Annotated in this window: 14 protein-coding genes, 8 tRNA genes, 3 rRNA genes and 1 pseudogene; 12 read left to right on the top strand and 14 right to left on the bottom strand. The window is 39.0% G+C overall.

The genetic code is table 11. The features are described 5' to 3' along the window. Positions 1–208: 208 nt before the first annotated feature. Positions 209–838 (top strand): glutathione S-transferase family protein, encoded by a 630-nt coding sequence (locus DQN49_RS05565; RefSeq protein WP_006996342.1) that lies wholly within the window; start codon positions 209–211, stop codon positions 836–838. A gap of 17 nt (positions 839–855) precedes the next feature. Here DQN49_RS05565 and DQN49_RS05560 read toward each other — a convergent pair. Beyond that, a pseudogene (locus DQN49_RS05560) lies at positions 856–1089 on the bottom strand (helix-turn-helix domain-containing protein); the annotation flags it as partial. A 109-nt stretch (positions 1090–1198) separates the two neighbouring features. Between DQN49_RS05560 and DQN49_RS05555 the strand changes: the two are divergent. Continuing rightward, a complete protein-coding gene (locus tag DQN49_RS05555; protein ID WP_006996340.1) occupies positions 1199–3436 on the top strand; it encodes a TonB-dependent hemoglobin/transferrin/lactoferrin family receptor in 2238 nt (745 codons plus the stop codon). A 720-nt stretch (positions 3437–4156) separates the two neighbouring features. On the opposite strand, the gene rrf is transcribed toward DQN49_RS05555, so the two are convergent. The 9 genes from rrf to DQN49_RS05510 form a co-directional block, all read right to left on the bottom strand. Further along, a 5S ribosomal RNA gene (rrf, locus tag DQN49_RS05550) occupies positions 4157–4272 on the bottom strand. A gap of 242 nt (positions 4273–4514) precedes the next feature. Continuing rightward, positions 4515–7628, bottom strand: a 23S ribosomal RNA gene (locus DQN49_RS05545). Positions 7629–7900: 272 nt separating this feature from the next. After that, a tRNA-Glu gene (locus DQN49_RS05540) sits at positions 7901–7976 on the bottom strand. A 131-nt stretch (positions 7977–8107) separates the two neighbouring features. Continuing rightward, positions 8108–9647: ribosomal RNA gene (locus DQN49_RS05535) — 16S ribosomal RNA — on the bottom strand. The 16S, 23S and 5S rRNA genes sit together here with 4 tRNA genes alongside, the layout of an rRNA operon. Before the next feature lie 176 nt (positions 9648–9823). Next, positions 9824–9900 (bottom strand) — tRNA-Pro (locus tag DQN49_RS05530). A 21-nt stretch (positions 9901–9921) separates the two neighbouring features. Further along, a tRNA-His gene (locus tag DQN49_RS05525) sits at positions 9922–9997 on the bottom strand. A 26-nt stretch (positions 9998–10023) separates the two neighbouring features. Further along, a tRNA-Arg gene (locus tag DQN49_RS05520) sits at positions 10024–10100 on the bottom strand. 154 nt (positions 10101–10254) lie between these two features. Next, positions 10255–12390 (bottom strand): bifunctional 23S rRNA (guanine(2069)-N(7))-methyltransferase RlmK/23S rRNA (guanine(2445)-N(2))-methyltransferase RlmL, encoded by a 2136-nt coding sequence (gene rlmKL, locus DQN49_RS05515; protein WP_006996339.1) that lies wholly within the window; start codon positions 12388–12390, stop codon positions 10255–10257. Positions 12391–12520: 130 nt separating this feature from the next. Continuing rightward, positions 12521–12597 (bottom strand) — tRNA-Met (locus DQN49_RS05510). Between the two features lie 187 nt (positions 12598–12784). Between DQN49_RS05510 and mltA the strand changes: the two genes are divergently transcribed. The 3 genes from mltA to znuA all read left to right on the top strand — a co-directional run bounded on the left by mltA (position 12785) and on the right by znuA (position 15825). Then, on the top strand, positions 12785–13894 hold the full coding sequence (gene mltA / locus DQN49_RS05505) for a murein transglycosylase A (RefSeq protein WP_013527542.1): 1110 nt from the start codon (positions 12785–12787) through the stop codon (positions 13892–13894). Next, positions 13894–14664 (top strand): tRNA cyclic N6-threonylcarbamoyladenosine(37) synthase TcdA, encoded by a 771-nt coding sequence (gene tcdA, locus DQN49_RS05500; protein ID WP_005649626.1) that lies wholly within the window; start codon positions 13894–13896, stop codon positions 14662–14664. Before mltA ends, tcdA begins: the two co-directional genes overlap by 1 nt. 177 nt (positions 14665–14841) lie before the next feature. Next, positions 14842–15825, top strand: coding sequence for a zinc ABC transporter substrate-binding protein ZnuA (gene znuA, locus DQN49_RS05495; RefSeq protein WP_006996336.1), 984 nt, complete (start codon positions 14842–14844; stop codon positions 15823–15825). A 49-nt stretch (positions 15826–15874) separates the two neighbouring features. On the opposite strand, the gene DQN49_RS05490 is transcribed toward znuA, so the two are convergent. From DQN49_RS05490 to metC, 3 genes are all read right to left on the bottom strand, one after another. After that, a complete protein-coding gene (locus tag DQN49_RS05490) occupies positions 15875–16381 on the bottom strand; it encodes a DUF2301 domain-containing membrane protein (RefSeq protein ID WP_005653606.1) in 507 nt (168 codons plus the stop codon). A 112-nt stretch (positions 16382–16493) separates the two neighbouring features. Next, positions 16494–17855: a UDP-N-acetylmuramate:L-alanyl-gamma-D-glutamyl-meso-diaminopimelate ligase gene (mpl, locus tag DQN49_RS05485; protein WP_006996335.1), complete on the bottom strand. Its 1362-nt coding sequence runs from the start codon at positions 17853–17855 to the stop codon at positions 16494–16496. A 477-nt stretch (positions 17856–18332) separates the two neighbouring features. Continuing rightward, positions 18333–19523, bottom strand: a complete 1191-nt coding sequence (gene metC, locus DQN49_RS05480; RefSeq protein WP_006996334.1) for a cystathionine beta-lyase — start codon at positions 19521–19523, stop codon at positions 18333–18335. A gap of 274 nt (positions 19524–19797) precedes the next feature. Between metC and pgsA the strand changes: the two genes are divergently transcribed. From pgsA to DQN49_RS05460, 4 genes are all read left to right on the top strand, one after another. Next, positions 19798–20355 (top strand): CDP-diacylglycerol--glycerol-3-phosphate 3-phosphatidyltransferase, encoded by a 558-nt coding sequence (pgsA, locus tag DQN49_RS05475; RefSeq protein ID WP_005658075.1) that lies wholly within the window; start codon positions 19798–19800, stop codon positions 20353–20355. A 155-nt stretch (positions 20356–20510) separates the two neighbouring features. Further along, a tRNA-Gly gene (locus tag DQN49_RS05470) sits at positions 20511–20586 on the top strand. Positions 20587–20590: 4 nt separating this feature from the next. Next, positions 20591–20677, top strand: a tRNA-Leu gene (locus DQN49_RS05465). A gap of 50 nt (positions 20678–20727) precedes the next feature. Beyond that, positions 20728–20803, top strand: a tRNA-Lys gene (locus DQN49_RS05460). 118 nt (positions 20804–20921) lie between these two features. Here the strand turns inward: DQN49_RS05460 and DQN49_RS05455 are convergent. Continuing rightward, the gene (locus tag DQN49_RS05455) at positions 20922–21452 is read right to left on the bottom strand and encodes an inorganic diphosphatase (RefSeq protein ID WP_005630160.1); all 531 of its coding nucleotides are present in this window, start codon (positions 21450–21452) and stop codon (positions 20922–20924) included. Between the two features lie 233 nt (positions 21453–21685). Between DQN49_RS05455 and DQN49_RS05450 the strand changes: the two genes are divergently transcribed. The 3 genes from DQN49_RS05450 (at position 21686) to dcd (ending at position 24460) form a co-directional block, all read left to right on the top strand. After that, positions 21686–23002 (top strand): NCS2 family permease, encoded by a 1317-nt coding sequence (locus DQN49_RS05450; protein WP_005627949.1) that lies wholly within the window; start codon positions 21686–21688, stop codon positions 23000–23002. A gap of 220 nt (positions 23003–23222) precedes the next feature. After that, complete coding sequence (gene udk, locus DQN49_RS05445) at positions 23223–23864, top strand: uridine kinase (protein ID WP_005654445.1); 642 nt, start codon at positions 23223–23225, stop codon at positions 23862–23864. Between the two features lie 8 nt (positions 23865–23872). Next, on the top strand, positions 23873–24460 hold the full coding sequence (gene dcd / locus DQN49_RS05440; protein ID WP_005649599.1) for a dCTP deaminase: 588 nt from the start codon (positions 23873–23875) through the stop codon (positions 24458–24460). Positions 24461–24462 lie beyond the last annotated feature (2 nt).

Here is a 24462-nt window from a genome sequence, read left to right as displayed (position 1 = left end):
TTATATCTATAACATAGAAAATTTATCTTTCAATTGACATCAATATCCAGAGCATTACTCTAAAAAACATATCAAAGTATCTAAATTGTTATAATATTAGTTCACTTTACGATTAAACAAGAGTAAGAAGCAATTTTAATAAGTTAGATATTCCACGTATAAAACAGTATAATTCCATCAATAGCTCATAAACCAACAGGAGTATTTTATGAAATTATATGGTTTAATTGGTGCGTGTTCATTTGTTCCACATGTGGCATTAGAGTGGGTAAAAATACGTGAAAATGCTGATTATGAATTTGAACCTGTCACTCGTGAGTTAATTAAATCACCTGAATTTTTATCATTGAATCCACGCGGGGCAGTACCTGTATTAGTTGATGGCGATTTAGTTCTTTCGCAGAACCAAGCGATTTTGCACTATTTAGATGAACTTTATCCTAATTCAAAATTATTTGGTAGCAAAACCGTACGTGATAAAGCCAAAGCAGCTCGCTGGTTAGCATTTTTTAATTCCGATGTGCATAAATCATTTGTGCCTCTGTTCCGTTTGCCAAACTATGCAAAAGATAACGAAACACTTGCACACACTATTCGCCAACAAGCAGTAGAGCAAATTTTAGATCAACTTGCAGTCGCAAATGAGCATTTAGAAAGTCACATTTATTTTGGAGAAGATATTTCCGTTGCAGATGCCTATCTTTACATTATGCTAAACTGGTGCAGAGCAGTCAAAATTGATTTCAGCCACTTAACACAACTTTCGGCTTTTATACAACGTGTTGAGACTGATCAAGCTGTCGAAAATGTGAGAAAAATTGAAGAACTAAAAGTATAAACAGGAAGTTTCTACAAAAATTGCCCATTTTTAACCGTTTGTATCACGTTAAGTTTAAATTTAAGTGAGTAATTTCGCGTCTTACCCAACACAGCTAACCCATTGATTCTACTATGATTAAACTGGTTAATCCAATGTCACAATGTTCTACTGTCAAGTTGAAAATGTTTACGGATGAGTGAATAATTTTTACCATTTTGAATATAAAATTCGATGACTTGTTGTTTGAAAAGAGTGTTGTATTTGGCTATAAAAAATCTGCATCTTACAATTAATTTATATAAGTAAAAATATCTTGCTTTTATCATCGTTAAACTTAGAATAAATATAAATAATTATCATTAAGATTTAAGGGTATATATGAATATTTTAATTAATAAACGTATCTTTTTATTAGTTACCCTTGTAGGTATTCAACTAAATGTAACCGCAAAACAAAATTCTTCTAATTCTAATAGAGAGGAGTTATTACCTATTATTGTGAACACTAATGATGATAGTAATAAACTACCTGGTCGTTCAGTATTAAAACAGAAAAATATCGAACAACAACAAGCTGATAATGCAGCAAACTTAATTAATATCTTACCAGGTGTGAACATGGCTGGCGGATTTCGTCCTGGTGGGCAAACATTAAATATTAATGGAATGGGTGACGCTGAAGATGTTAGAGTGCAGTTAGATGGGGCTACAAAAAGTTTTGAAAAATACCAACAGGGTTCTATTTTTATTGAGCCTGAATTATTAAGAAGAGTAACAGTAGACAAAGGAAATTATTCTCCTCAATATGGTAATGGTGGCTTTGCTGGAACAGTAAAATTTGAAACTAAGGATGCTAGGGATTTCTTGCAAGAAAACCAAAAAATAGGTGGTTTTTTAAAGTATGGAAATAATAGCAATAATAACCAAAAAACTTATAGTACTGCACTAGTTTTACAAAATGAACAAAAAAATATTGATTTATTATTATTTGGTTCTGTAAGAAATGCTGGCGATTATAAAAGACCCGATAATAGCAAAATTCTTTTTTCAAAAAATAATCAAAAAACCGGATTAATAAAATTAAATTGGCAAATTTCACCCGAGCATTTACTCACATTATCGAGTGTTTATGGTATTCATAAAGGCTGGGAGCCTTTCGCAGCAAAAAGAGATATCCTACCTAAACCAAGTTCGGATGAGATAATGCGTTTCGGTGCTGATATTGCGTGGAAACGTAAACTGGTTTATCGAGATCAAAAAGATGAAAATTACACATTAAAATACAACTATCTACCTGAAAATAACCCATGGATTAACTTATCTACTCAGTTCAGCTACAGTAAAACCACACAAAATGATACTCGCCCCGAAAAAGCCCCTTCTGTATTTCTGGGTACACTCGGTAATCAAAGCTGGATAACTTATTCAGATCTTACTTTTGATATAAATAACACGAGTACTTTTAATATTAAAAGCACTCGGCATGAACTATTATTTGGTTTGCAATGGTTAAAAAACACAAGAAATACTTTAATGTATCACAAAGGGAAGATGAAAGATAAAACCTATAATTATGGCTATTTCCAACCTTATTATATGCCTTCTGGACGCCAGTATACACAAGCATTTTATTTACAAGATCAAATAAAATGGAAGAATATAATTTTTAGCACAGGAGTGCGTTATGACCATATCAATAATATAGGGCAGAAAAATTTAGCACCACAATATAATGATATATCTGCAGGGCATAATTATAGTCAGAAAAATTATAATGGCTGGTCTTATTATTTAGGTCTTAAGTATGATGTAAACCATTATTTAAGTTTATTTACAAATTTTAGTAGAACTTGGCGTGCACCTGTTATTGATGAACAATATGAGACGCAATATAAGCAATCTTCTGGGCCTGTAACAGCAACCTCTTTAAATTTAGAAAAAGAAATGATTAATCAAACGAGAGTGGGTGGAATTATTACTCTCAATCATCTATTTCAGGAAAATGATGCTTTTCAATTTAGAACTACTTATTTTTACCACCGTGGTAAAAATGAAATATTTAAAACCAGAGGAGTTAATTGTGTAGGCAATGCTGCAAATACCAATCATGTTTGTCCTAAACCCATTGGAAATTATCGTAATTTGCCAGGTTATGTTATTCAAGGTGCAGAGTTAGAAGCTTATTATCAATCCACTTATTTATTTGGTGAGATAACATATTCTTATGTAAAAGGAAAACGTGACACCTCACCAAGAAACCCATGGGGTAAAACCTCAACATGGATTGCAGAAATCCCCCCTAGAAAGGCAACTGCTACTTTAGGTTTCAATGTTCCAAAATATTATCTCACGGTAGGTTGGCGTGCTGAGTTTGTAAGAAGACAAGATCGATCGCCATTATCTGGTGACCCTGAAGCAAAATATTGGTCATTGCCAGCTTCAAGAGGATACAGCCTACATAACCTATTCCTTTCTTGGAGCCCTGCAAAAATTAAAGGTATGAATATTAAGATTACAGTGGATAATTTATTCAATCGAGCATACAACCCTTATCTAGGCGAATTGGCTTCTGGAACAGGTAGGAATATCAAATTTAGCCTATCTCAGAAATTTTAGAATAAATAGCCCGATTGAATCTAATCGGGCTTTATCATAACTATAATTTCCTATACTAATTTTAGTATTCTTTAAAGAGCAAATTTAAATAATAAATCCAAATAAGTACGACATCTTAAATTATAGATAAATATCAAAATTATGTTTTATCTTTACCCTATTACTTTCCATAATAGAAACTAAACTTACCTAAAAATTTAAATATAATTTAAAATCTAGCTTAACAACAAAGTCAATACACATTTCTTCTAGTTTTCCTTTCTTTCCGATTAATATACCTCAAAAGATACCCTGTTGTTCTCACTAACTTTTCTACTATAGGAATATCATTAGCATAAGCTATGAAGAAGAAAGTTAAAACAGAGGCATTATGTAATATAAGTTATTTATATAATTTAACATAACTTTCCATATAACAACAACGCATCTTTATAACATAATTGCAATGTATTCTGTTTTAAATTTATAGCAATTACCTAAATAGTAAAGAGTACGAATAAAGTACATATAGGCTATTAATTACTTTAAAAAAATTAAAATATATTTGTAGATTTATGGACAATTACATTTATCCTTTAAAAGATTAATCTAGAGAAATTTTTTACAGCAATACAACAAGTTTACAAGGAATTCAAATATTTTTAATTTTTAGAAAAAAACAAAAACCCTAGCTTTTCAACTAGGGTTCTGTTTTTATGTGATTTAGATTTGTATCTGATAACCTGGCGGTGCCCTACTCTCACATGGGGAAACCCCACACTACCATCGGCATTACAGCGTTTCACTTCTGAGTTCGGTATGGTCTCAGGTGGGTCCACCGCACTATCGCCGCCAAGATAATTCTTTGATAACTCGTCTTCTCTTTTATCTCTCGTCTCTTTTATCTCTCGTTACTCAGTCTTTACTCTACCTTTCACTCGTTCTTATTGGTCACAAGCTGAACTCAATTTCCTTTCTATTAAGTCTTCTATATTTACTTTTCTTTGTTTAGTCTTTTACTTCGGTTTCCGCTCTACTTTTATTTGCTTCGCTTTTCATCTCTTACTTCACTTAGCTCCCAAAAACACTTGAGCGTTGTATAGTTAAGCCTCTCGGGCAATTAGTATCTGTTAGCTCAATGTATCACTACACTTACACACCTGACCTATCTACGTCGTAGTCTACAACAACCCTTACTATCTCTTAGATTGGGAGAACTCATCTCTTGGCAAGTTTCGTGCTTAGATGCTTTCAGCACTTATCTCTTCCGCACTTAGCTACCCGGCAATGCGTCTGGCGACACAACCGGAACACCAGTGGTGCGTCCACTCCGGTCCTCTCGTACTAGGAGCAGCCCCAACCAATTCTCCTACGCCCACGGCAGATAGGGACCGAACTGTCTCACGACGTTCTAAACCCAGCTCGCGTACCACTTTAAATGGCGAACAGCCATACCCTTGGGACCTACTTCAGCCCCAGGATGTGATGAGCCGACATCGAGGTGCCAAACACCGCCGTCGATATGAACTCTTGGGCGGTATCAGCCTGTTATCCCCGGAGTACCTTTTATCCGTTGAGCGATGGCCCTTCCATTCAGAACCACCGGATCACTATGACCTACTTTCGTACCTGCTCGACTTGTCTGTCTCGCAGTTAAGCTTGCTTATACCATTGCACTAACCTCACGATGTCCGACCGTGATTAGCAAACCTTCGTGCTCCTCCGTTACGCTTTGGGAGGAGACCGCCCCAGTCAAACTACCCACCAGACACTGTCCGAGACCACGTTCCGCAATCTTCGTTAGAACATCAAACGTTAAAGGGTGGTATTTCAAGGATGACTCCATAGAAACTGGCGTTCCTACTTCAAAGTCTCCCACCTATCCTACACATCAAAATTCAATGTTCAGTGTCAAGCTATAGTAAAGGTTCACGGGGTCTTTCCGTCTAGCCGCGGGTACACCGCATCTTCACGGCGATTTCAATTTCACTGAGTCTCGGGTGGAGACAGCCTGGCCATCATTATGCCATTCGTGCAGGTCGGAACTTACCCGACAAGGAATTTCGCTACCTTAGGACCGTTATAGTTACGGCCGCCGTTTACTGGGGCTTCGATCAGGTGCTTCTCTTGCGATGACACCATCAATTAACCTTCCAGCACCGGGCAGGCATCACACCCTATACCTCCACTTTCGTGTTTGCAGAGTGCTGTGTTTTTAATAAACAGTTGCAGCCAGCTGGTCACTTCGACCGGTTCAACCTTCAGGGGCTAGCCCTTACAATCTACGCCGGCGCACCTTCTCCCGAAGTTACGGTGCTATTTTGCCTAGTTCCTTCACCCGAGTTCTCTCAAGCGCCTGAGTATTCTCTACCTGACCACCTGTGTCGGTTTTCAGTACGGTTTAGTAAAGCCTTTCGCTTAGTGGCTTTTCCTGGAAGTGTGGTATCAGTTACTTCAGCTCCGTAGAGCCTCGTCATCATCTCTCTGTGTTAAGGAAGTCCGGATTTGCCTAAACTTCCCACCTACCAACTTAAACGCACATATCCAACAGTGCGATAACCTAACCTACTCCGTCCCCACATCGCAGCTTTACCAAGTACAGGAATATTAACCTGTTTCCCATCGACTACGCTTTTCAGCCTCGCCTTAGGGGCCGACTTACCCTGCCCCGATTAACGTTGGACAGGAACCCTTGGTCTTCCGGCGAACGGGTTTTTCACCCGTTTTATCGTTACTTATGTCAGCATTCGCACTTGTGATACGTCCAGCCCATCTCTCGATGAACCTTCTTCCGCTTACACAACGCTCCCCTACCCAACAGGCGTATCACTAATCATCCTCACTCTAAGATACCCGACTCAACGTTCGGGTTGCTTGAACAACCTTTCATGTCGCTTTGCGCCATTCTAGGTTGTTAATCGTAAGGCGTATTAGTGATACGCCTGATGCCGCAGCTTCGGTGCTATATTTCAGCCCCGTTACATCTTCCGCGCAGACCGACTCGACTAGTGAGCTATTACGCTTTCTTTAAATGATGGCTGCTTCTAAGCCAACATCCTAGCTGTCTAAGCCTTCCCACTTCGTTTCCCACTTAATATAGACTTGGGGACCTTAGCTGGCGGTCTGGGTTGTTTCCCTCTCCACGACGGACGTTAGCACCCGCCGTGTGTCTCCTGAGTATCACTCTTTGGTATTCGTAGTTTGCATCGGGTTGGTAATCCGGGATGGACCCCTAGCCGAAACAGTGCTCTACCCCCAAAGGTGTCACCTCAAGGCTCTACCTAAATAGATTTCGGGGAGAACCAGCTATCTCCCGGTTTGATTGGCCTTTCACCCCCAGCCACAAGTCATCCGCTAATTTTTCAACATTAGTCGGTTCGGTCCTCCAGTTAGTGTTACCCAACCTTCAACCTGCCCATGGCTAGATCACCGGGTTTCGGGTCTATACCCTGCAACTCAACGCCCAGTTAAGACTCGGTTTCCCTTCGGCTCCCCTATTCGGTTAACCTCGCTACAAAATATAAGTCGCTGACCCATTATACAAAAGGTACGCAGTCACCCCATCACTTAATCCCACTGCTTCTTTTGGGTGGTTTGACTCGCTTCGCTCCTCTTACCATTGTTTAAGTGCGGTTGCTTTTCATCACCTTCCAATCGGATTAAGTGATGGGGCTCCCACTGCTTGTACGTACAAGGTTTCAGGTTCTATTTCACTCCCCTCACCGGGGTTCTTTTCGCCTTTCCTTCACAGTACTGGTTCACTATCGGTCAATCAGGAGTATTTAGCCTTGGAGGATGGTCCCCCCTTCTTCAAACAGGATATCACGTGTCCCGCCCTACTTCTCGTTAGCTTAGTACCACAATATGGTTTTTAGATACGGGATTATCACCCTCTTTGATTGTGCTTCCCAACACATTCTCCTAACTATATTGCTATCACTTACTGGCTCTTTCGCTTTCGCTCGCCGCTACTGACGAAATCTCGGTTGATTTCTTTTCCTCGGGGTACTTAGATGTTTCAGTTCTCCCGGTTTGCCTCAACAAGCTATGAATTCACTTGTTGATAGTAGATTCTTCATCTACTGGGTTTCCCCATTCGGATATCTTGGATTAAACGCCTCTTATCGACTCATCCAAGCTTTTCGCAGATTAGCACGTCCTTCTTCGCCTCTGATTGCCAAGGCATCCACCTTGTACGCTTAGTCACTTAACTATACAACCTCAAATGTTTTCAAAACTCAATATAAAATAGATACCGTGCTTTGACTGCACTTTCAGCCTCATTAATTCAACTAAACACTTGATTACTTTTGTTCAATCAAGATTTTTTTACAAAACAGGTTTGTTTTTAGAGTTTCCTTCTCAGTTCCCTCTTTTCACTTTCCTGTCTTGCCTACTCAGACTTTCTCTCGAAAATCTCTTGTTTTCAGCTTGTTTCCAATTTTTTAAAGAACAGTAAGACAATCTAATAAAGTTATCTTTAATTGGCGTCCCCACGGGGATTCGAACCCCGGTTACCGCCGTGAAAGGGCGATGTCCTAGGCCTCTAGACGATGGGGACATCAATTAAAGATACTCTATTTTCTTTTTATCTTTTAACGTTTATTTTTCAACGTTGCTTTCGCTTCGTTTTTAATCTTGTCTACAACTATCAGCCAATCTGTGTGAGCACTCGCTGTCTCTCGTCTTGGGTAAGGAGGTGATCCAACCGCAGGTTCCCCTACGGTTACCTTGTTACGACTTCACCCCAGTCATGAATCATACCGTGGTAAACGCCCTCCAAAAGGTTAAGCTATCTACTTCTGGTACAACCCACTCCCATGGTGTGACGGGCGGTGTGTACAAGGCCCGGGAACGTATTCACCGCGACATTCTGATTCGCGATTACTAGCGATTCCGACTTCATGGAGTCGAGTTGCAGACTCCAATCCGGACTTAGACGTACTTTATGAGATTCGCTCCACCTCGCAGCTTCGCTTCCCTCTGTATACGCCATTGTAGCACGTGTGTAGCCCTACTCGTAAGGGCCATGATGACTTGACGTCATCCCCACCTTCCTCCAGTTTATCACTGGCAGTCTCCTTTGAGTTCCCGACCAAGTCGCTGGCAACAAAGGATAAGGGTTGCGCTCGTTGCGGGACTTAACCCAACATTTCACAACACGAGCTGACGACAGCCATGCAGCACCTGTCTCTAAGTTCCCGAAGGCACAAGCTCATCTCTGAGCTCTTCTTAGGATGTCAAGAGTAGGTAAGGTTCTTCGCGTTGCATCGAATTAAACCACATGCTCCACCGCTTGTGCGGGCCCCCGTCAATTCATTTGAGTTTTAACCTTGCGGCCGTACTCCCCAGGCGGTCGATTTATCACGTTAGCTACGGGCGCCAGAGTTAAACCCCAACCCCCAAATCGACAGCGTTTACAGCGTGGACTACCAGGGTATCTAATCCTGTTTGCTCCCCACGCTTTCGCACATGAGCGTCAGTACATTCCCAAGGGGCTGCCTTCGCCTTCGGTATTCCTCCACATCTCTACGCATTTCACCGCTACACGTGGAATTCTACCCCTCCCTAAAGTACTCTAGTTACCCAGTCTGAAATGCAATTCCTAGGTTAAGCCCAGGGCTTTCACACCTCACTTAAATAACCGCCTGCGTGCCCTTTACGCCCAGTTATTCCGATTAACGCTCGCACCCTCCGTATTACCGCGGCTGCTGGCACGGAGTTAGCCGGTGCTTCTTCTGTATTTAACGTCAATTTGATGTGCTATTAACACATCAACCTTCCTCAATACCGAAAGAACTTTACAACCCGAAGGCCTTCTTCATTCACGCGGCATGGCTGCGTCAGGGTTCCCCCCATTGCGCAATATTCCCCACTGCTGCCTCCCGTAGGAGTCTGGACCGTGTCTCAGTTCCAGTGTGGCTGGTCATCCTCTCAGACCAGCTAGAGATCGCAGGCTTGGTAGACCTTTACCCCACCAACTACCTAATCCCACTTGGGCTCATCCTATGGCATGCGGCCTCTCAGTCCCGCACTTTCGTCTCTCGACACTACGCGGTATTAGCGACAGTTTCCCGTCGTTATCCCCCTCCATAAGCCAGATTCCCAAGCATTACTCACCCGTCCGCCACTCGTCAGCAAGAAAGCAAGCTTTCTCCTGCTACCGTTCGACTTGCATGTGTTAAGCCTGCCGCCAGCGTTTAATCTGAGCCATGATCAAACTCTTCAATTCAAGTTCAATCGCTCAATAAACTGCTTAGCTATAAATAAAACACTACTTAAAAAAGTAATGATGAATTTTCAGTTAAGCACCTATTAAGACTTCAAAATTAAAAATAGTTTTAAAACAAGTCAATCAACAAGTGCCCACACAGATTGTCTGATATATTGTTAAAGAGCAAAATAAAGTGGTCGGCGAGATAGGATTTGAACCTACGACCCACTGGTCCCAAACCAGTTGCGCTACCAAGCTGCGCTACTCGCCGTCAGATCTTATAAAGATAAGATGGGGTGGCTAATGGGATTCGAACCCACGACAACTGGAATCACAATCCAGGGCTCTACCAACTGAGCTATAGCCACCATTAAAAGTTGTTATTGCACTGACCTGGCGCGCTCGACAAGATTCGAACTTGCGACCTTTGGCTCCGGAGGCCAACGCTCTATCCAACTGAGCTACGAACGCGAACGCGTTACTGCGTCGTTGCGGAGGCGTATATTAATGATTTAATAAAACCTTGTCTAGCACTTTTTGAAAAAAAATGTTTGAGCGATAGTTTTTTATTCAGTTTGTTTAAAATGCACTATTTTTTCGACTATTTTTACAACTTGGCGAATTATTATATATGTTGAATCATCCAACAATTATGAATTTGTTTATTACGTTCAAAATCTAGCGGTAACGTTTTATGCGAAATTTCTACCGCACTTAAGCCTAATTCTTCCAACGCAACTAAATTCATTTTGAATCCACGTTTATTATTCGAAAAAACAATTGTGCCATTATTCGACAAAACTCGTTTTAAATTGCGCATTAATTTCACATGATCTCGTTGCACATCCCAACTCTCTTCCATACGTTTAGAATTTGAAAACGTCGGTGGATCCACAAATATCAAATCAAATTGACGATCACATTTTTCTAACCATTGAAGGCAATCTGCTTGAATTAATTTATGTTGTTTACCTTTAATATCATTCAAGATAAGATTTTGCTCCGCCCAATTAAGATAAGTATTTGACATATCAACGGTAGTTGTCGATTTAGCGCCACCAAGTGCTGCATGAACAGTTGCAGAACCTGTATAAGCAAATAAGTTCAAGAAATCTTTACCCTTTGCCAACTCACCAATCATTTTTCTTGTTAAACGGTGATCTAAGAATAATCCAGTGTCTAAATAATCTGTCAAATTTACCCAAAGTTGTGCGCCATATTCATTCACATAAAAGTATTCGCCTTTATTGGCTAACTTCTCATATTGATTTGTACCTTTTTGTTTCTGACGAACTTTGAGGATCAACTTATTCGTTTCCACACCTGTCACTTGCAAAGTTGCAGTAACGGCATCTAACAAACGCTGACGAGCTTTGTTTTCATCAATATTTTTCGGCGCAGCATATTCTTGTACAACTATGTAATCTGCATAACGATCAACAGCTAAATTATATTCTGGCAAATCAGCATCATATAAACGATAAGCGTCTAATTCTTGTTGCTTTGCCCATTTGCTAATTTTCTTAATATTTTTTTGTAATCGATTAGCAAAATCGGGGGCGACCTCCGAAGTGCGGTTAAATTCTAATTCCTTTTCATCTGTAATTGCGTCAGATTTTCGTTCTGAAACTTGATAATTCTTTTGCACACAATCTAGTGGGCCATTTTTGGCTTTAAACTGTCGGCTGGCACGCATTCTCAAACAATCAAGCAATGTGGATTCGCTACTAAAAACAGAAACATTCCAACCGCAAAATTCTTTTTTAAGTCTTTGCCCAAATACAGAATAGAGCGCGATTAAAGCTGGTGTTGTTCCTAAACGTTCCCCATAAGGTGGATTACAGATAATCGTACCGACTTCATTTAAACGAGGATTTTTCAACGCTGCCACATCAGCTTGCTGCCATTTAATTAAATGTGAAACACCTGCATTTTGTGCATTCTTCTGCGCCTTTTTTAATACGCGGTGATCGAGGTCAAATCCATAAAAGTGCGGTTGAATTTCACGTTGTTTTTCTTCTGCTAATTCAATCGCTTCATTTTTTACTTTTTCCCAAGCCGATTGATTATGCGCTTTCCAAAAATCAAATCCCCAATGTAAACGATAAAGTTGCGGCGCAATTTTAGCTTCCATTTGTGCCGCTTCAATTAAAAGTGTGCCAGAACCACACATTGGATCTACTAATGGAGAACCCACTTGCCAACCTGAACGCATAACAATTGCCGCCGCTAGAGTTTCACGTAAGGGTGCTTGACCTGCATCTTCACGATAGCCTCGCAAATGTAATGCTTCCCCACTTAAATCTAAAGAAATCACTAAATTTTCACGATTCAAATAAGCATGGATACGTACGTCTGGCTGAATTTTATCTACATCAGGGCGAGTTTTACCTTGACGTTCAAAGTAATCGACAATTCCATCTTTAACGCGCATCGCACCAAATTGAGTATGACGAATTTCTTGGTTGGTTCCATTAAAATCGACAAAGAAGGTAACTCGTTCATCAAATTGCGCTAACCAATTAAAGCCTGAAACAGCCGCATAAAGATCCAAATCACTGTAAATTTTGGTTTCAATCAAAGGAAATAAAATGCGTGAAGCAAGGCGTGACCAAAGCAAAGTACGGTATAAAGTTTCGTCATCAGCTTGATAATGAACGCCACCTTGAACCACTTTTGCCTCTTGCGCGCCAAGTTCAGTGAGTTCAACTTTTAATAATTCTTCAAAGCCACGAGAAGTCGTTGCAAATAATTGTTTCATTTAGGTACCGATTTTGAAAATTTTGAGGGATTATAGCATAGAAAAAGATGATCTAATTGAGATCATCATAGCGAGTTAAACTGTAAAAAGAAAAGCCCCGATTTTCTTAAATCAGGGCTTTAGAATTTGTTGGTTGCGGGGGCCGGATTTGAACCGACGGCCTTCGGGTTATGAGCCCGACGAGCTACCAAGCTGCTCCACCCCGCGTCTGATGGGGCGTACTATACTCGCTTAAAATTGAATTGCAAGAATTAAACAAAACTTGACGTATTGTTTGTTAATAAAATGTTCAATATGTGGTTTTATTAATCAACTCCGCTAAATAACACTGGTTGTTTTCAGTAAATTTTGATAGCGTATGCAGCCCTATTGTAGCTTACTTTAGAATTAAAAAATGTCGATGCTTAAACCTTTCTGGTTCAAAACTTTTTCTATCTCAATTATTACCGCACTTTTGGTAGCTTGTACCTCTAACACAAAAAACACTCAGATTCCAACCACCCCAAATGGGAGTGATCCTCAACAATTCGGTGCAAAATATACCAATCGAACTTATCAGCAAACCGCTCTTGTGCCTGTTTCCTATATAGAAAACCAAAGTGCGGTAATAAATCAAGGCGATTTTTTAACACAGCTTTCCAATATAAAAAATTATTCAAGTAAACTTTCCACCAATTTTTACGATAATTATGAAAAGATTACAAATTGGGTTCTTTCTGGGGCAAATATTAATGAACTCACTCAATTTAATATCCAACCACAAATTATGCGTGGCTTTGATGGATTTCAAAATGTGCTGATGACAGGATATTATTCGCCTATACTTTATGCTCGTCATTCCCCACAAGGTCAATTTAAAAATCCAATTTATCGTATGCCTGTAAAAAAACGTCTAAGTCGAGCACAAATTTATGCGGGCGCATTAACGGGAAAAAGATTAGAGTTAGCATATAGCGATTCAATGTTAGAAAACTTTTTACTTGGTGTACAAGGCAGTGGCTATGTAGATTTTGGCGATGGCAATCTTAACTATTTTGCTTACGCAGGACAAAATGGTTACCCTTACACGGCTATCGGGCGTTTATTAGTAGAAGATGGCGAAATTCCAAAAGAAAAAATGTCTATTCAAGCAATTCGAGAATGGGGTAATCGTAATCCCTCTCGTGTACAAAGCTTGTTAGAACGCAATGAATCTTATGTATTCTTTAAAAATGATCCAAGTGGCAAAGTGAAAGGCTCTGCGGGCGTTCCTCTTGTAGCAATGGCTTCAGTGGCATCAGATCACAATATTATCCCATCTGGTTCTGTGCTTTTAGTCGAAGTACCCGACATTGATAATAACGGAAACTGGCTTGGCACACACAAATTACACTTAATGGTTGCACTTGATGTAGGCGGAGCAGTGAAAGGTCATCACTTTGACTTATATCGTGGTATCGGTGCTAGAGCGGGACATATTGCAGGGCTTTCAAAACACTACGGTAGAGTATGGGTATTACGGTAATGGCTAGAATAGATAATTACGAACAACGCTTTGGTGGCATTGGGCGACTTTATACGCCTGATGGCTTAGCACGCTTACGCCAAGCGCATATTTGCGTAATAGGCATTGGTGGTGTGGGTTCTTGGGTCGTGGAGGCCTTAGCACGTTCAGGTATTGGTGAACTCACATTAATTGATATGGATGATATTTGCGTCACAAATATCAATCGCCAACTTCCTGCGATGAGCGGCACAATCGGCAAATTAAAAACTGAAGTCATGTCAGAGCGAGTAAAATTAATTAACCCAGAATGTACCGTCAATATTATTGATGATTTTATCTCGCCAGAGAATCAATCGGATTATCTCAACCGAGGCTATGACTATGTGATTGATGCCATTGACAATGTGAAAACTAAAGCGTCGCTGATTGCTTATTGTAAACGTAACAAAATTAATGTGATTACTATTGGCGGTGCTGGTGGTCAAACTGATCCAACCCAAATTCAAATTGCCGATCTCAGTAAAACCATTCAAGATCCGCTGCTCGCCAAAGTGCGGTCAGTTTTACGCAAGGATTACAATTTTAGCCAAAATCCAAAACGCAAATTTAGTATCGATGCGATATTTTCAACACAACCTTTAATATTCCCACAAATGACAGAAGACTGTTCTATTTCTGCCACAATGAATTGCGCAAACGGATTTGGTGCAGCCACGATGATTACGGCAACCTTTGGTTTTTTTGCCGTTTCTCGTGTAATAGATAAATTACTAAAGAAAAAATCTTAATCACCTCTTGAAAATGCACATTGACCATAAATGTGCATTTTTTATTGAATGAAACCTATTGACTTTGAAAATGAAAAATTTTCCCTCTTTTTACTATAAAATCGTTGCAATTTATATAAAAAGGCGTACTCTTTTTTCCCTTTGAGAATTACTACCAACAAGTAAGGAAACATAAATATGAAAAAACTTTTAAAAATTAGTGCCATTTCTGCCGCACTTTTAAGTGCGCCAATGATGGCGAATGCCGATGTATTAGCATCAGCAAAACCTTTAGGCTTTATTGTTTCATCTATTGCAGATGGCGTAACTGGTACACAAGTCCTTGTTCCTGCAGGTGCCTCTCCGCATGATTACAATTTGAAATTATCTGATATTCAAAAAGTAAAATCTGCAGATTTAGTTGTATGGATTGGTGAAGACATTGATTCATTCTTAGACAAACCAATTAGCCAAATTGAACGTAAAAAAGTGATTACCATTGCCGATCTTGCGGATGTAAAACCTTTATTAAGTAAAGCTCACCATGAGCATTTCCATGAAGATGGCGATCATGATCATGACCATAAGCACGAACACAAACATGATCATAAACACGAGCATAAACACGATCACGAACATCATGATCACGATCATCACGAGGGTTTAACAACAAACTGGCACGTTTGGTATTCTCCAGCTATCAGCAAAATTGTTGCACAAAAAGTAGCGGATAAATTAACTGCACAATTCCCAGATAAAAAAGCGTTAATTGCACAAAATCTTTCAGATTTTAACCGCACTTTGGCAGAACAAAGTGAAAAAATTACGGCACAACTTGCAAATGTTAAAGATAAAGGTTTCTACGTTTTCCACGATGCTTATGGTTATTTCAACGATGCTTATGGGTTAAAACAAACGGGTTACTTCACCATCAATCCATTAGTAGCACCGGGTGCAAAAACTTTAGCGCACATTAAAGAAGAAATTGATGAACATAAAGTAAATTGCTTATTCGCAGAGCCTCAATTTACGCCAAAAGTGATTGAGTCTTTAGCGAAAAATACTAAAGTCAATGTAGGACAACTCGACCCAATTGGCGATAAAGTTACTTTAGGTAAAAATTCTTATGCAACATTCTTGCAATCTACTGCAGATAGCTACATGGAATGTTTAGCTAAATAAATCTTTCTAAAAACAATGACCGCACATAAAAGTGCGGTCATTTTCTTTGCTAAATTTGATATTTAGTTTTATCTCCAATATCAAAATGCAAAGGCATTCGCCATTTTTGTATCGCTAAAACTAAAAGTAATACGCCAGAAATAATAGAAAAAATGCGTAGTGCAATAAGATTATTTAACACCCACGAAAACCACAAGCAAGCCACAAATATCGGCTGTAAATTTAGCAAAGGCACGCGGAAACAAAAATATTCTTTAAAACACAAACCACCTAAAGTAAGTAACGCACCGCCAAGAGCCAACGCAGGATAATGATTAATATAAAAAAGTAATCCTATCCAAGTAGCAAATTGAAAAAGCAATCGAAAAGATTTTAAGTAAATGTGTAACGAAGAGGCACAACAGGTTGCCGCAATTAATATAAATGTGAGCGATAAATCTGGATACCAACTCACTGTAAGAACAGCCAACGCCGCTATCACAAAACCAGTTCGGTAAATAATAACAGTCAGATAATCTAAAAAATCCATCGGTGATTTAATATGTGGATCAGCCATTGTATAAATGTTCCTTTTTATGAATTACAAATTAAAAATAAATATAGCCTAAAAGTCAGAAATAAAAAGTACAGTCAATTTAAAAACAGGTTCTAAATTAACCGCACTTTTATTATTTCAGTTTTAGCTTATCAAGAATTTTTTGATGAATGCCACCAAAACTGCCGTTAGACATCACTAAAATATGATCCGTAGGTTGAGCCTCTGCAACAATCATATCCACTAATCGATCTAAATTTGCATTCCAATAAGCAGGTTGTACACATTGGTTTGCAATATCTGCCACTTCCCAAGAAAGTTGTTCAGGTTGAAGCATAAACACGGCATCAGCTCGGCCAAGCACAGGCGCAATTTCATCTTTATGAACCCCTATTTTCATTGTGTTAGAACGAGGTTCAAGCACTGCAAGAATTCGCACACCACCACCCACTTTATCTCGTAAAGCGGTTAGCGTAGCAAAAATAGCTTCTGGATGATGAGCAAAATCATCATAAACTGTAATGCTATTAACTTCGCCTTTCACTTCTAAACGACGTTTAGCATTCACAAAAGATCCCAACGCTTTGCACGCATCTTCAATAGCAACGCCAGTATGATGAGCCGCAGCGATCGCCATTAACGCATTATGCATATTATGTTGTCCCACTACATTCCATTTTACTTCTGCCACTTTTTCTCCATGATGGAAGACAGCAAAATGTGAAGCATCATTTGTAATACGTTCAGCAAACCACTCGTTATCTTTGCCTAAAAATTGCTGTTGAGACCAACATCCCAATGCCAAAGTTTCTTTTGCACTTTGTTCACTCGCCGAACTTAATACCAAGCCACTGGCTGGGATAGTTCGAATCATATGATGAAATTGGCGTTGGATCGCTTTGAGATCATCAAAAATATCTGCATGGTCAAAACTAATGTTATTTACGATAAGTGTACGAGGATTGTAATGGACAAATTTAGAACGTTTATCAAAGAAAGCTGTATCATATTCATCAGCTTCAATAACAAAATAAGGGCTTACGCCTAAACGGGCAGAAATGCCAAAATTACCCGCAATTCCTCCGATTAAAAAACCTGGTTTTAAGCCATTTTGTTCTAAGATCCACGTTAGCATACCTGTTGTCGTTGTTTTTCCATGCGTACCTGAAACCGCCAATACCCAACGATCTCGCAATAAATGATCATGTAACCATTGAGGGCCAGATGTATATTTCAAATTATTTTCCAACACATATTCTACGCAAGGATTACCACGTTTCATCGCATTACCAACAATTACCATATCAGGCGCAGGTTGTAATTGTGCAACATCATAATTTGGAATAATCTCGATACCTTGCTCTTCTAAAAAAGTGCTCATTGGAGGGTAAACATTAGTATCGGAACCCGTTACGTGATAGCCCATTTGTTTAGCTATCATCGCCACACCGCCCATAAATGTGCCACAAATACCTAAGATATGAATATGTTTCACTGTATTTCTCTGTTGATTAAGGAAAACGAAAAATATGATAAAACAACTTCTATGAACTTTCAAAAGAAAAGACTGCCATACCAAACTATATGATCTATAATTAACGCCACTGAACTATTATTTAACCACTTCAATAGGAATAAACAATGAAATTTAAGCGATAAAGCAATTTCAGAAGTACAATGGCTCACTATTTACAAAGAAAATAATCAGCCGTTCTATGTAGCAAATCTTCCTGCATTACAATTTGGAAAAACAGTTGCACCAAAAGCAAATGAAGTCGTTACCTTATCAACCGATGAAGAAGCCGTGCTTTCTCAAATTCGTCCTCACTTACAACAAGGAAAAAGTATTCAAGTCGATATTATTGGGACTTCAATTCATTTTGCTGACGGTACCCAAATTGGTTTAGTTTCAGAACAAAAATAATCCTATAAAAAATGCCTGTGTAAAACAGGCATTTTTTTATCCGCACTTTTAAGCAATTCGCTCAAAACCAGCTTTCAAATCTGCAATTAGTTCATCCACATTTTCAAAACCAATATGCACACGAATTAATGAACCTGTAAGATTACGTTTAATATTTGGACGAATATGTGCAATTTCTTCTGGTTGATTACAAAGAATTAGAGACTCAAATCCTCCCCATGAATAAGCCATAGCGAACAGTTGAAAATGATCCATAAATTTTGATACTTGCTCTGAAGTTAATCGCTGGGTTAATTCAAAAGAAAATAAACCGCTGCTTCCACTAAAATCACGTAAAAAGAATTCATGACCAGGGCAACTTGGTAAAGCTGGATGATACACAGTTTTTACTTCTGGTTGCTCACTCAACCATTTTGCCACTTTAATACTGCTTTCCTGATGTTGTTTTAATCGTACCCCCAATGTACGGATACCACGAGCAGTCGTATAAGCAGAATCTGCATCAACCATTTGCCCCATTAAATAGGAATGTTCTCTAAGTTGATCCCAAGTTCGTGCATTCGCAACAGCAGTACCAATCATAATATCTGAATGACCCACTAAATATTTCGTACCCGCCTGAATAGAAATATCAATATCATGCTCTAACGCTTTAAATAGAACACCTGCCGACCAAGTATTATCAATCATAATCACAATATTAGGGTTCACCTTTCTTGCAGCCTTCACAATAGTCGGAATATCAGGAATTTCCATTGTAATAGAACTCGGTGCTTCTAAGAAAAGTACTTTTGTATTCGGTTGAATAAGCGTTGCAATATCTGCACCAATAAGAGGATCGTAATAAGTTATATCGATCTGCATTTTTTTCAGCACAATATTACAGAAATTTTGGGTTGGCTCGTAAGCTGCGCCACTCATTAACACATGGTCGCCAGTTTTAACAAAAGAAAGAATCGAATTAGTTACTGCTGCTGTACCACAAGGATAAAGATAACAACCTGCCCCCCCCTCCATTTCGCACATTAAATCTTGTAAAGCAAAATGTGTTAGCGTCCCTCTTCTGCCATAAAATAATTCGCCTTTTGCTCTATGTTGAGTAGCGTGTTTTTTATCTTCAATACTGTCAAATAGTAATGAAGAAGCTCGCTGTAAAACAGGGTTTACCGATCCTTGTGAAAAACGTTTTTGACGACCAGAATGAATAAACATTGTTGAAAGATCATATTTTGTTTGCATATATTTCCTTATTTAAATTAACTTATAGGGCAAAAATAACTATGGTTTCAATTCCTATCCGCACCTGATTTTACTTCATCTGCGGTATTAGGCAATGGAAAAAATAAAGAGAAAACAACAAATAATTCTGACGTCTACACAGAATCCCTAAAATAGATGCTAACGAGCTTTAATTTTATCAATTATTTATAAAAAGCGACCTTAGGTGGCTTTTTTTATCATCAGAGATAATTTAGAATAAACCATCTTTAGCTAAAGTGCGGTCAATTTTTCTATGAAATTCAATATCCCAATTTTCCTAACGATCTTTCGAGTCATTTTGATTCCTTTTTTCGTGATTGCATTTTATTTACCCATTGAATCATCTCCTTTCATCACAACGCTCATTTTTTTTATTGCAGGTGTCACTGACTGGCTAGATGGCTATCTAGCTCGTAAATGGAAACAGACCACGCGCTTTGGTGCATTTCTTGATCCTGTTGCTGATAAAGTAATGGTAGTGGTTGCACTAGTTTTAATTGTCGAACATCAACATACATTTTGGATAACCATTCCTGCCATTATTATGATTTCTCGTGAAATTATCATCTCCGCATTACGTGAATGGATGGCAGAGCTTGGGGAACGTAGCAAAGTCGCAGTCTCTTGGTGGGGAAAATGGAAAACCACAGCGCAAATGTTAGCACTGGGCGGATTATTATGGCGTTATAACAACTATATGGAAATAGCAGCAATTATCTTACTTTATATCGCCGCTATTTTAACTATATGGTCAATGATCCAATATTTACAAGTAGCAAAAGGAAGCTTGCTAGATAATATTCAATTATAAATTTAAATAAAACACAGTTATTTTTTATGATAACCATCTATATTTGAGTTATTTTTAATCAAATAAAATATTTTTTATTTTTTTCGTTTGACAGCAATATATAAATCCGTAAAATACGCCCCGTTGTCACGCAGCAGTGCTGATTAGTGATAAATGCGGGAATAGCTCAGTTGGTAGAGCACGACCTTGCCAAGGTCGGGGTCGCGAGTTCGAGCCTCGTTTCCCGCTCCAATTTGCCCGAGTGGTGGAATCGGTAGACACAAGGGATTTAAAATCCCTCGCCTTTCGAGGCGTGCCAGTTCAAGTCTGGCTTCGGGCACCATTTAAACACCAATCTAAAGGTTTTAAAATTAATTTTAAAATCAGTCTTTTGGGTCGTTAGCTCAGTCGGTAGAGCAGCGGACTTTTAATCCGTTGGTCGAAGGTTCGAATCCTTCACGACCCACCACTTAAAAATAAAGTAAGCACCGAAAGGTGTTTTTTTATTATCTAAATCTCTGAAACTCATATAAAAAATCCCCGACTCAAAGAATCAGGGACTTTTACAATCAAACGTCTTTAATTAATTAACGCTCATTCCAACGTTTAATAGATTCACGAATCACTTCTTTCGCTTCTTCTACATCGCCCCAATGGGTCACTTTCGTTGAGCCAGGTTTCTTAAGCGCTTTATAGTTATTGAAATGGAACTCAATTTGTTTAATTAAGTTTGCTGGTAAATCTGCTAATGAATTGTAAGCATTTCCTGTATCACGATCATCTGCAGGAACACAAACGATTTTGTCATCCACTTCGCCATCATCAACAAATTTCATGACACCAATTACTTTAGCTTCAAGGAATACACCTGTTGCTAATGGTTGGCGAGTGATTAATAACACATCTAACTCATCGCCATCTTCATCTAAAGTTTGCGGAATAAAGCCATAGTTAGTTGGTTTTGCAAAAATTGCTGGCTCAACACGATCTAATTGGAATGCCGCAACTTTACGGTTCCATTCGATTTTATGGCAGCTACCTTCTGGAATTTCATTTACTACATTGATAATGCCAGCATCTACATCGCCTGGCGTTAAAATTTGATTAAAATCAGCCATTTTGTTTCCTTCATTTTATCAAGTTAAAAAACGCGACAAGTATAGCAGTTTTTCTGCGAACTCGCAGTCTCATTTGTAGAGAAAATCAGCAAATAGATTATTTCATAACTATTCATAATTTTGACCGCACTTTATCCTAAATAAAACCCACGCAAACGTTTACTTATCATTTTTATGATGTAAAATAGTGCACCTTATTACTTCCAATTTTTTACTTAACTTCAAGGAACACTATGCCAACTTTAGAAAAAACATTTGAGCTCAAACAACGTGGTTCAACTGTTCGTCAAGAAATTATCGCGGGTTTAACCACGTTCTTAGCAATGGTTTATTCTGTCATCGTGGTACCCAATATGCTGGGTGCTGCAGGTTTTCCTGCGGAATCTGTCTTTATTGCCACCTGTTTAGTTGCAGGATTAGGCTCTATCTTAATCGGCTTATGGGCAAATGCACCAATGGCAATTGGTTGTGCAATTTCTCTTACTGCTTTTACAGCATTTAGCTTAGTGATTGGTCAAAAGGTCGCCATTCCCGTTGCGCTAGGTGCAGTATTCTTAATGGGGGTTGTGTTTACCTTAATTTCTGCCACAGGTATCCGTGCATGGATCTTGCGTAATTTACCATCCAGTATCGCTCATGGAGCAGGAATCGGTATCGGACTCTTTTTACTTTTAATTGCCGCAAACGGTGTTGGTTTAGTCGTCAGCAACCAAGCGGGCTTGCCAGTAAAATTAGGCGATTTCACCTCATTCCCAGTCATGATGTCCTTAATTGGTTTAGCGTTAATTATTGGCCTTGAAAAAATGAAAATTAAAGGCGGTATTTTATGGGTAATTATCGCTATTACTATCGTAGGTTTAATTTTTGATCCAAATGTAAAATTTGGCGGAGAGATTTTCAAAATGCCAACCTTTGGTGAAAATTCTCTCTTCTTACAATTAGACTTTATGGGCGCACTACAACCCGCAATCTTGCCTGTGGTATTTGCTTTGGTGATGACTGCCGTATTTGATGCGACTGGTACAATTCGTGCAGTTGCAGGTCAAGCAGACTTGCTTGATAAAGATGGTCAAATTATCAATGGCGGTAAAGCCCTAACTTCAGACTCAATCAGTAGCTTATTCTCAGGCTTATTCGGTACAGCACCAGCTGCCGTTTATATTGAGTCAGCAGCAGGGACAGCAGCAGGCGGTAAAACAGGTATTACTGCTATCGTTGTTGGTGTGTTATTCCTATTAATGCTTTTCTTCCAACCATTAGCTTTCTTAGTACCAGGCTACGCAACTGCTCCAGCATTAATGTATGTTGGTTTATTAATGTTAAGCAATGTAAGCAAATTAGATTTCGATGATTTCGTTGGCGCGATGAGCGGATTAATCTGTGCAGTGTTTATCGTACTTACCGCTAACATCGTAACAGGCATTATGTTAGGTTTTGCGGCATTAGTAATTGGAAGAATAGTGAGCGGCGATATTAAACGCTTAAATGTAGGTACTGTGATTATTGCAATCGTACTTGTTGCATTCTATGCAGGCGGTTGGGCGATTTAGTAACAGAAATAAGAAAAGGGAAAAGCCTTCCCCTTAATTTTAATCACAAAAGTGCGGTGAAATTTTACCGCACTTTTTTATACTTGGATTACTCTTTCTTCAATAAGAAAATACCGTGATGAAGTTCACAGTTTTTAAAATTCAAGTGAAAAAATAAACGTGAAATTCACCGCACTTTTCTTTATAATTGCAAGAATTTTCCTTACATCGAAACACGATTATGTCAAATCCCTCTTGTATCATCATCGCCATCACAGGTGCATCTGCATCAGGCAAAAGTTCTATCGCTTCCACTGTTCACAAAGAGCTCTGTAATGAACTAGGCTGCCAAGAAATTGGTATCATTACTGAAGACAGTTACTATAAAGATCAAAGTCATTTAGAAATGACTGAGCGGGTAAAAACGAATTACGATCATCCAAACTCTATGGATCGCGATTTACTTATCCAACATTTAAAAAATCTAAAAAATGGCAGTGCAGTAGATGTGCCTGTTTATAGCTATGTAGAACATACTCGCACCAACGAAACAACGCATTTCACACCAAAACGAATCGTAATTTTAGAAGGGATTTTATTACTTACCGATGAACGAGTACGCCAATTAGCCGATATTTCTGTATTCGTAGACACACCACTTGATATTTGTTTCATCCGCCGTTTACAACGTGATATGGAAGAACGTGGTCGCTCTCTACAATCAGTGATTGATCAATATCGTGCAACCGTGCGTCCAATGTTCTTACAATTTATTGAGCCGTCTAAACAATATGCGGATATTGTCATTCCTCGTGGTGGTAAAAACCGTATTGCAATCAATATGTTAAAAGCTCAAATCCTTCATTTATTGAATCAAAAATAGGAAATCTTATGCGTCTTTGCGATACTGATATTGAACGCTATCTCGATGATGGCATTATTTCTTTAACACCACGTCCAAATAATGACAAGATCAACGGTGCGACGATTGATGTTCGCTTAGGTAATTCTTTCCGTGTATTTCGTGAACATTCTGCGCCTTTTATTGATTTAAGCGGCCCAAAAGAAGAAGTATCCGCCCAGCTTGAATCGGTAATGAGCGATGAAATTCTTATTCCAGAGGGGGAAGCATTTTTCTTACATCCTGGTACTTTAGCGTTAGCAACCACGCTTGAATCCGTGAAATTGCCAGCCAATATTATCGGTTGGTTAGATGGTCGCTCTTCTTTAGCCCGTTTAGGCTTAATGGTACACGTCACCGCACACCGTATTGATCCAGGTTGGGAAGGAAAAATCGTGTTGGAATTTTATAATTCAGGGAAATTACCATTAGCATTACGCCCAAATATGGTAATTGGTGCGTTAAGTTTTGAAGTATTAAGTGGCGAAGCAAAACGACCATACAGTAGCCGCAAAGATGCAAAATATAAAAATCAACAAAGTGCAGTAGCCAGTCGTATTGACGAAGACAAGGAATAATC

The organism is Haemophilus aegyptius, from assembly GCF_900475885.1.
In the GTDB taxonomy this organism is placed as follows: Bacteria; Pseudomonadota; Gammaproteobacteria; order Enterobacterales; family Pasteurellaceae; genus Haemophilus; species Haemophilus influenzae.
Note: the sequence above shows the minus strand (reverse complement) of the source record. Positions and strands in the feature narration are given on the sequence as shown.

Coding starts and splice junctions, on each gene's coding strand:
- DQN49_RS05565 (WP_006996342.1), top strand. CDS start 209: ATGAAATTATATGGTTTAATTGGTGCGTGTTCATTTGTTCCACATGTG.
- DQN49_RS05555 (WP_006996340.1), top strand. CDS start 1,199: ATGAATATTTTAATTAATAAACGTATCTTTTTATTAGTTACCCTTGTA.
- rlmKL (WP_006996339.1), bottom strand. CDS start 12,390: ATGAAACAATTATTTGCAACGACTTCTCGTGGCTTTGAAGAATTATTA.
- mltA (WP_013527542.1), top strand. CDS start 12,785: ATGTCGATGCTTAAACCTTTCTGGTTCAAAACTTTTTCTATCTCAATT.
- tcdA (WP_005649626.1), top strand. CDS start 13,894: ATGGCTAGAATAGATAATTACGAACAACGCTTTGGTGGCATTGGGCGA.
- znuA (WP_006996336.1), top strand. CDS start 14,842: ATGAAAAAACTTTTAAAAATTAGTGCCATTTCTGCCGCACTTTTAAGT.
- DQN49_RS05490 (WP_005653606.1), bottom strand. CDS start 16,381: ATGGCTGATCCACATATTAAATCACCGATGGATTTTTTAGATTATCTG.
- metC (WP_006996334.1), bottom strand. CDS start 19,523: ATGCAAACAAAATATGATCTTTCAACAATGTTTATTCATTCTGGTCGT.
- pgsA (WP_005658075.1), top strand. CDS start 19,798: ATGAAATTCAATATCCCAATTTTCCTAACGATCTTTCGAGTCATTTTG.
- DQN49_RS05455 (WP_005630160.1), bottom strand. CDS start 21,452: ATGGCTGATTTTAATCAAATTTTAACGCCAGGCGATGTAGATGCTGGC.
- DQN49_RS05450 (WP_005627949.1), top strand. CDS start 21,686: ATGCCAACTTTAGAAAAAACATTTGAGCTCAAACAACGTGGTTCAACT.
- udk (WP_005654445.1), top strand. CDS start 23,223: ATGTCAAATCCCTCTTGTATCATCATCGCCATCACAGGTGCATCTGCA.
- dcd (WP_005649599.1), top strand. CDS start 23,873: ATGCGTCTTTGCGATACTGATATTGAACGCTATCTCGATGATGGCATT.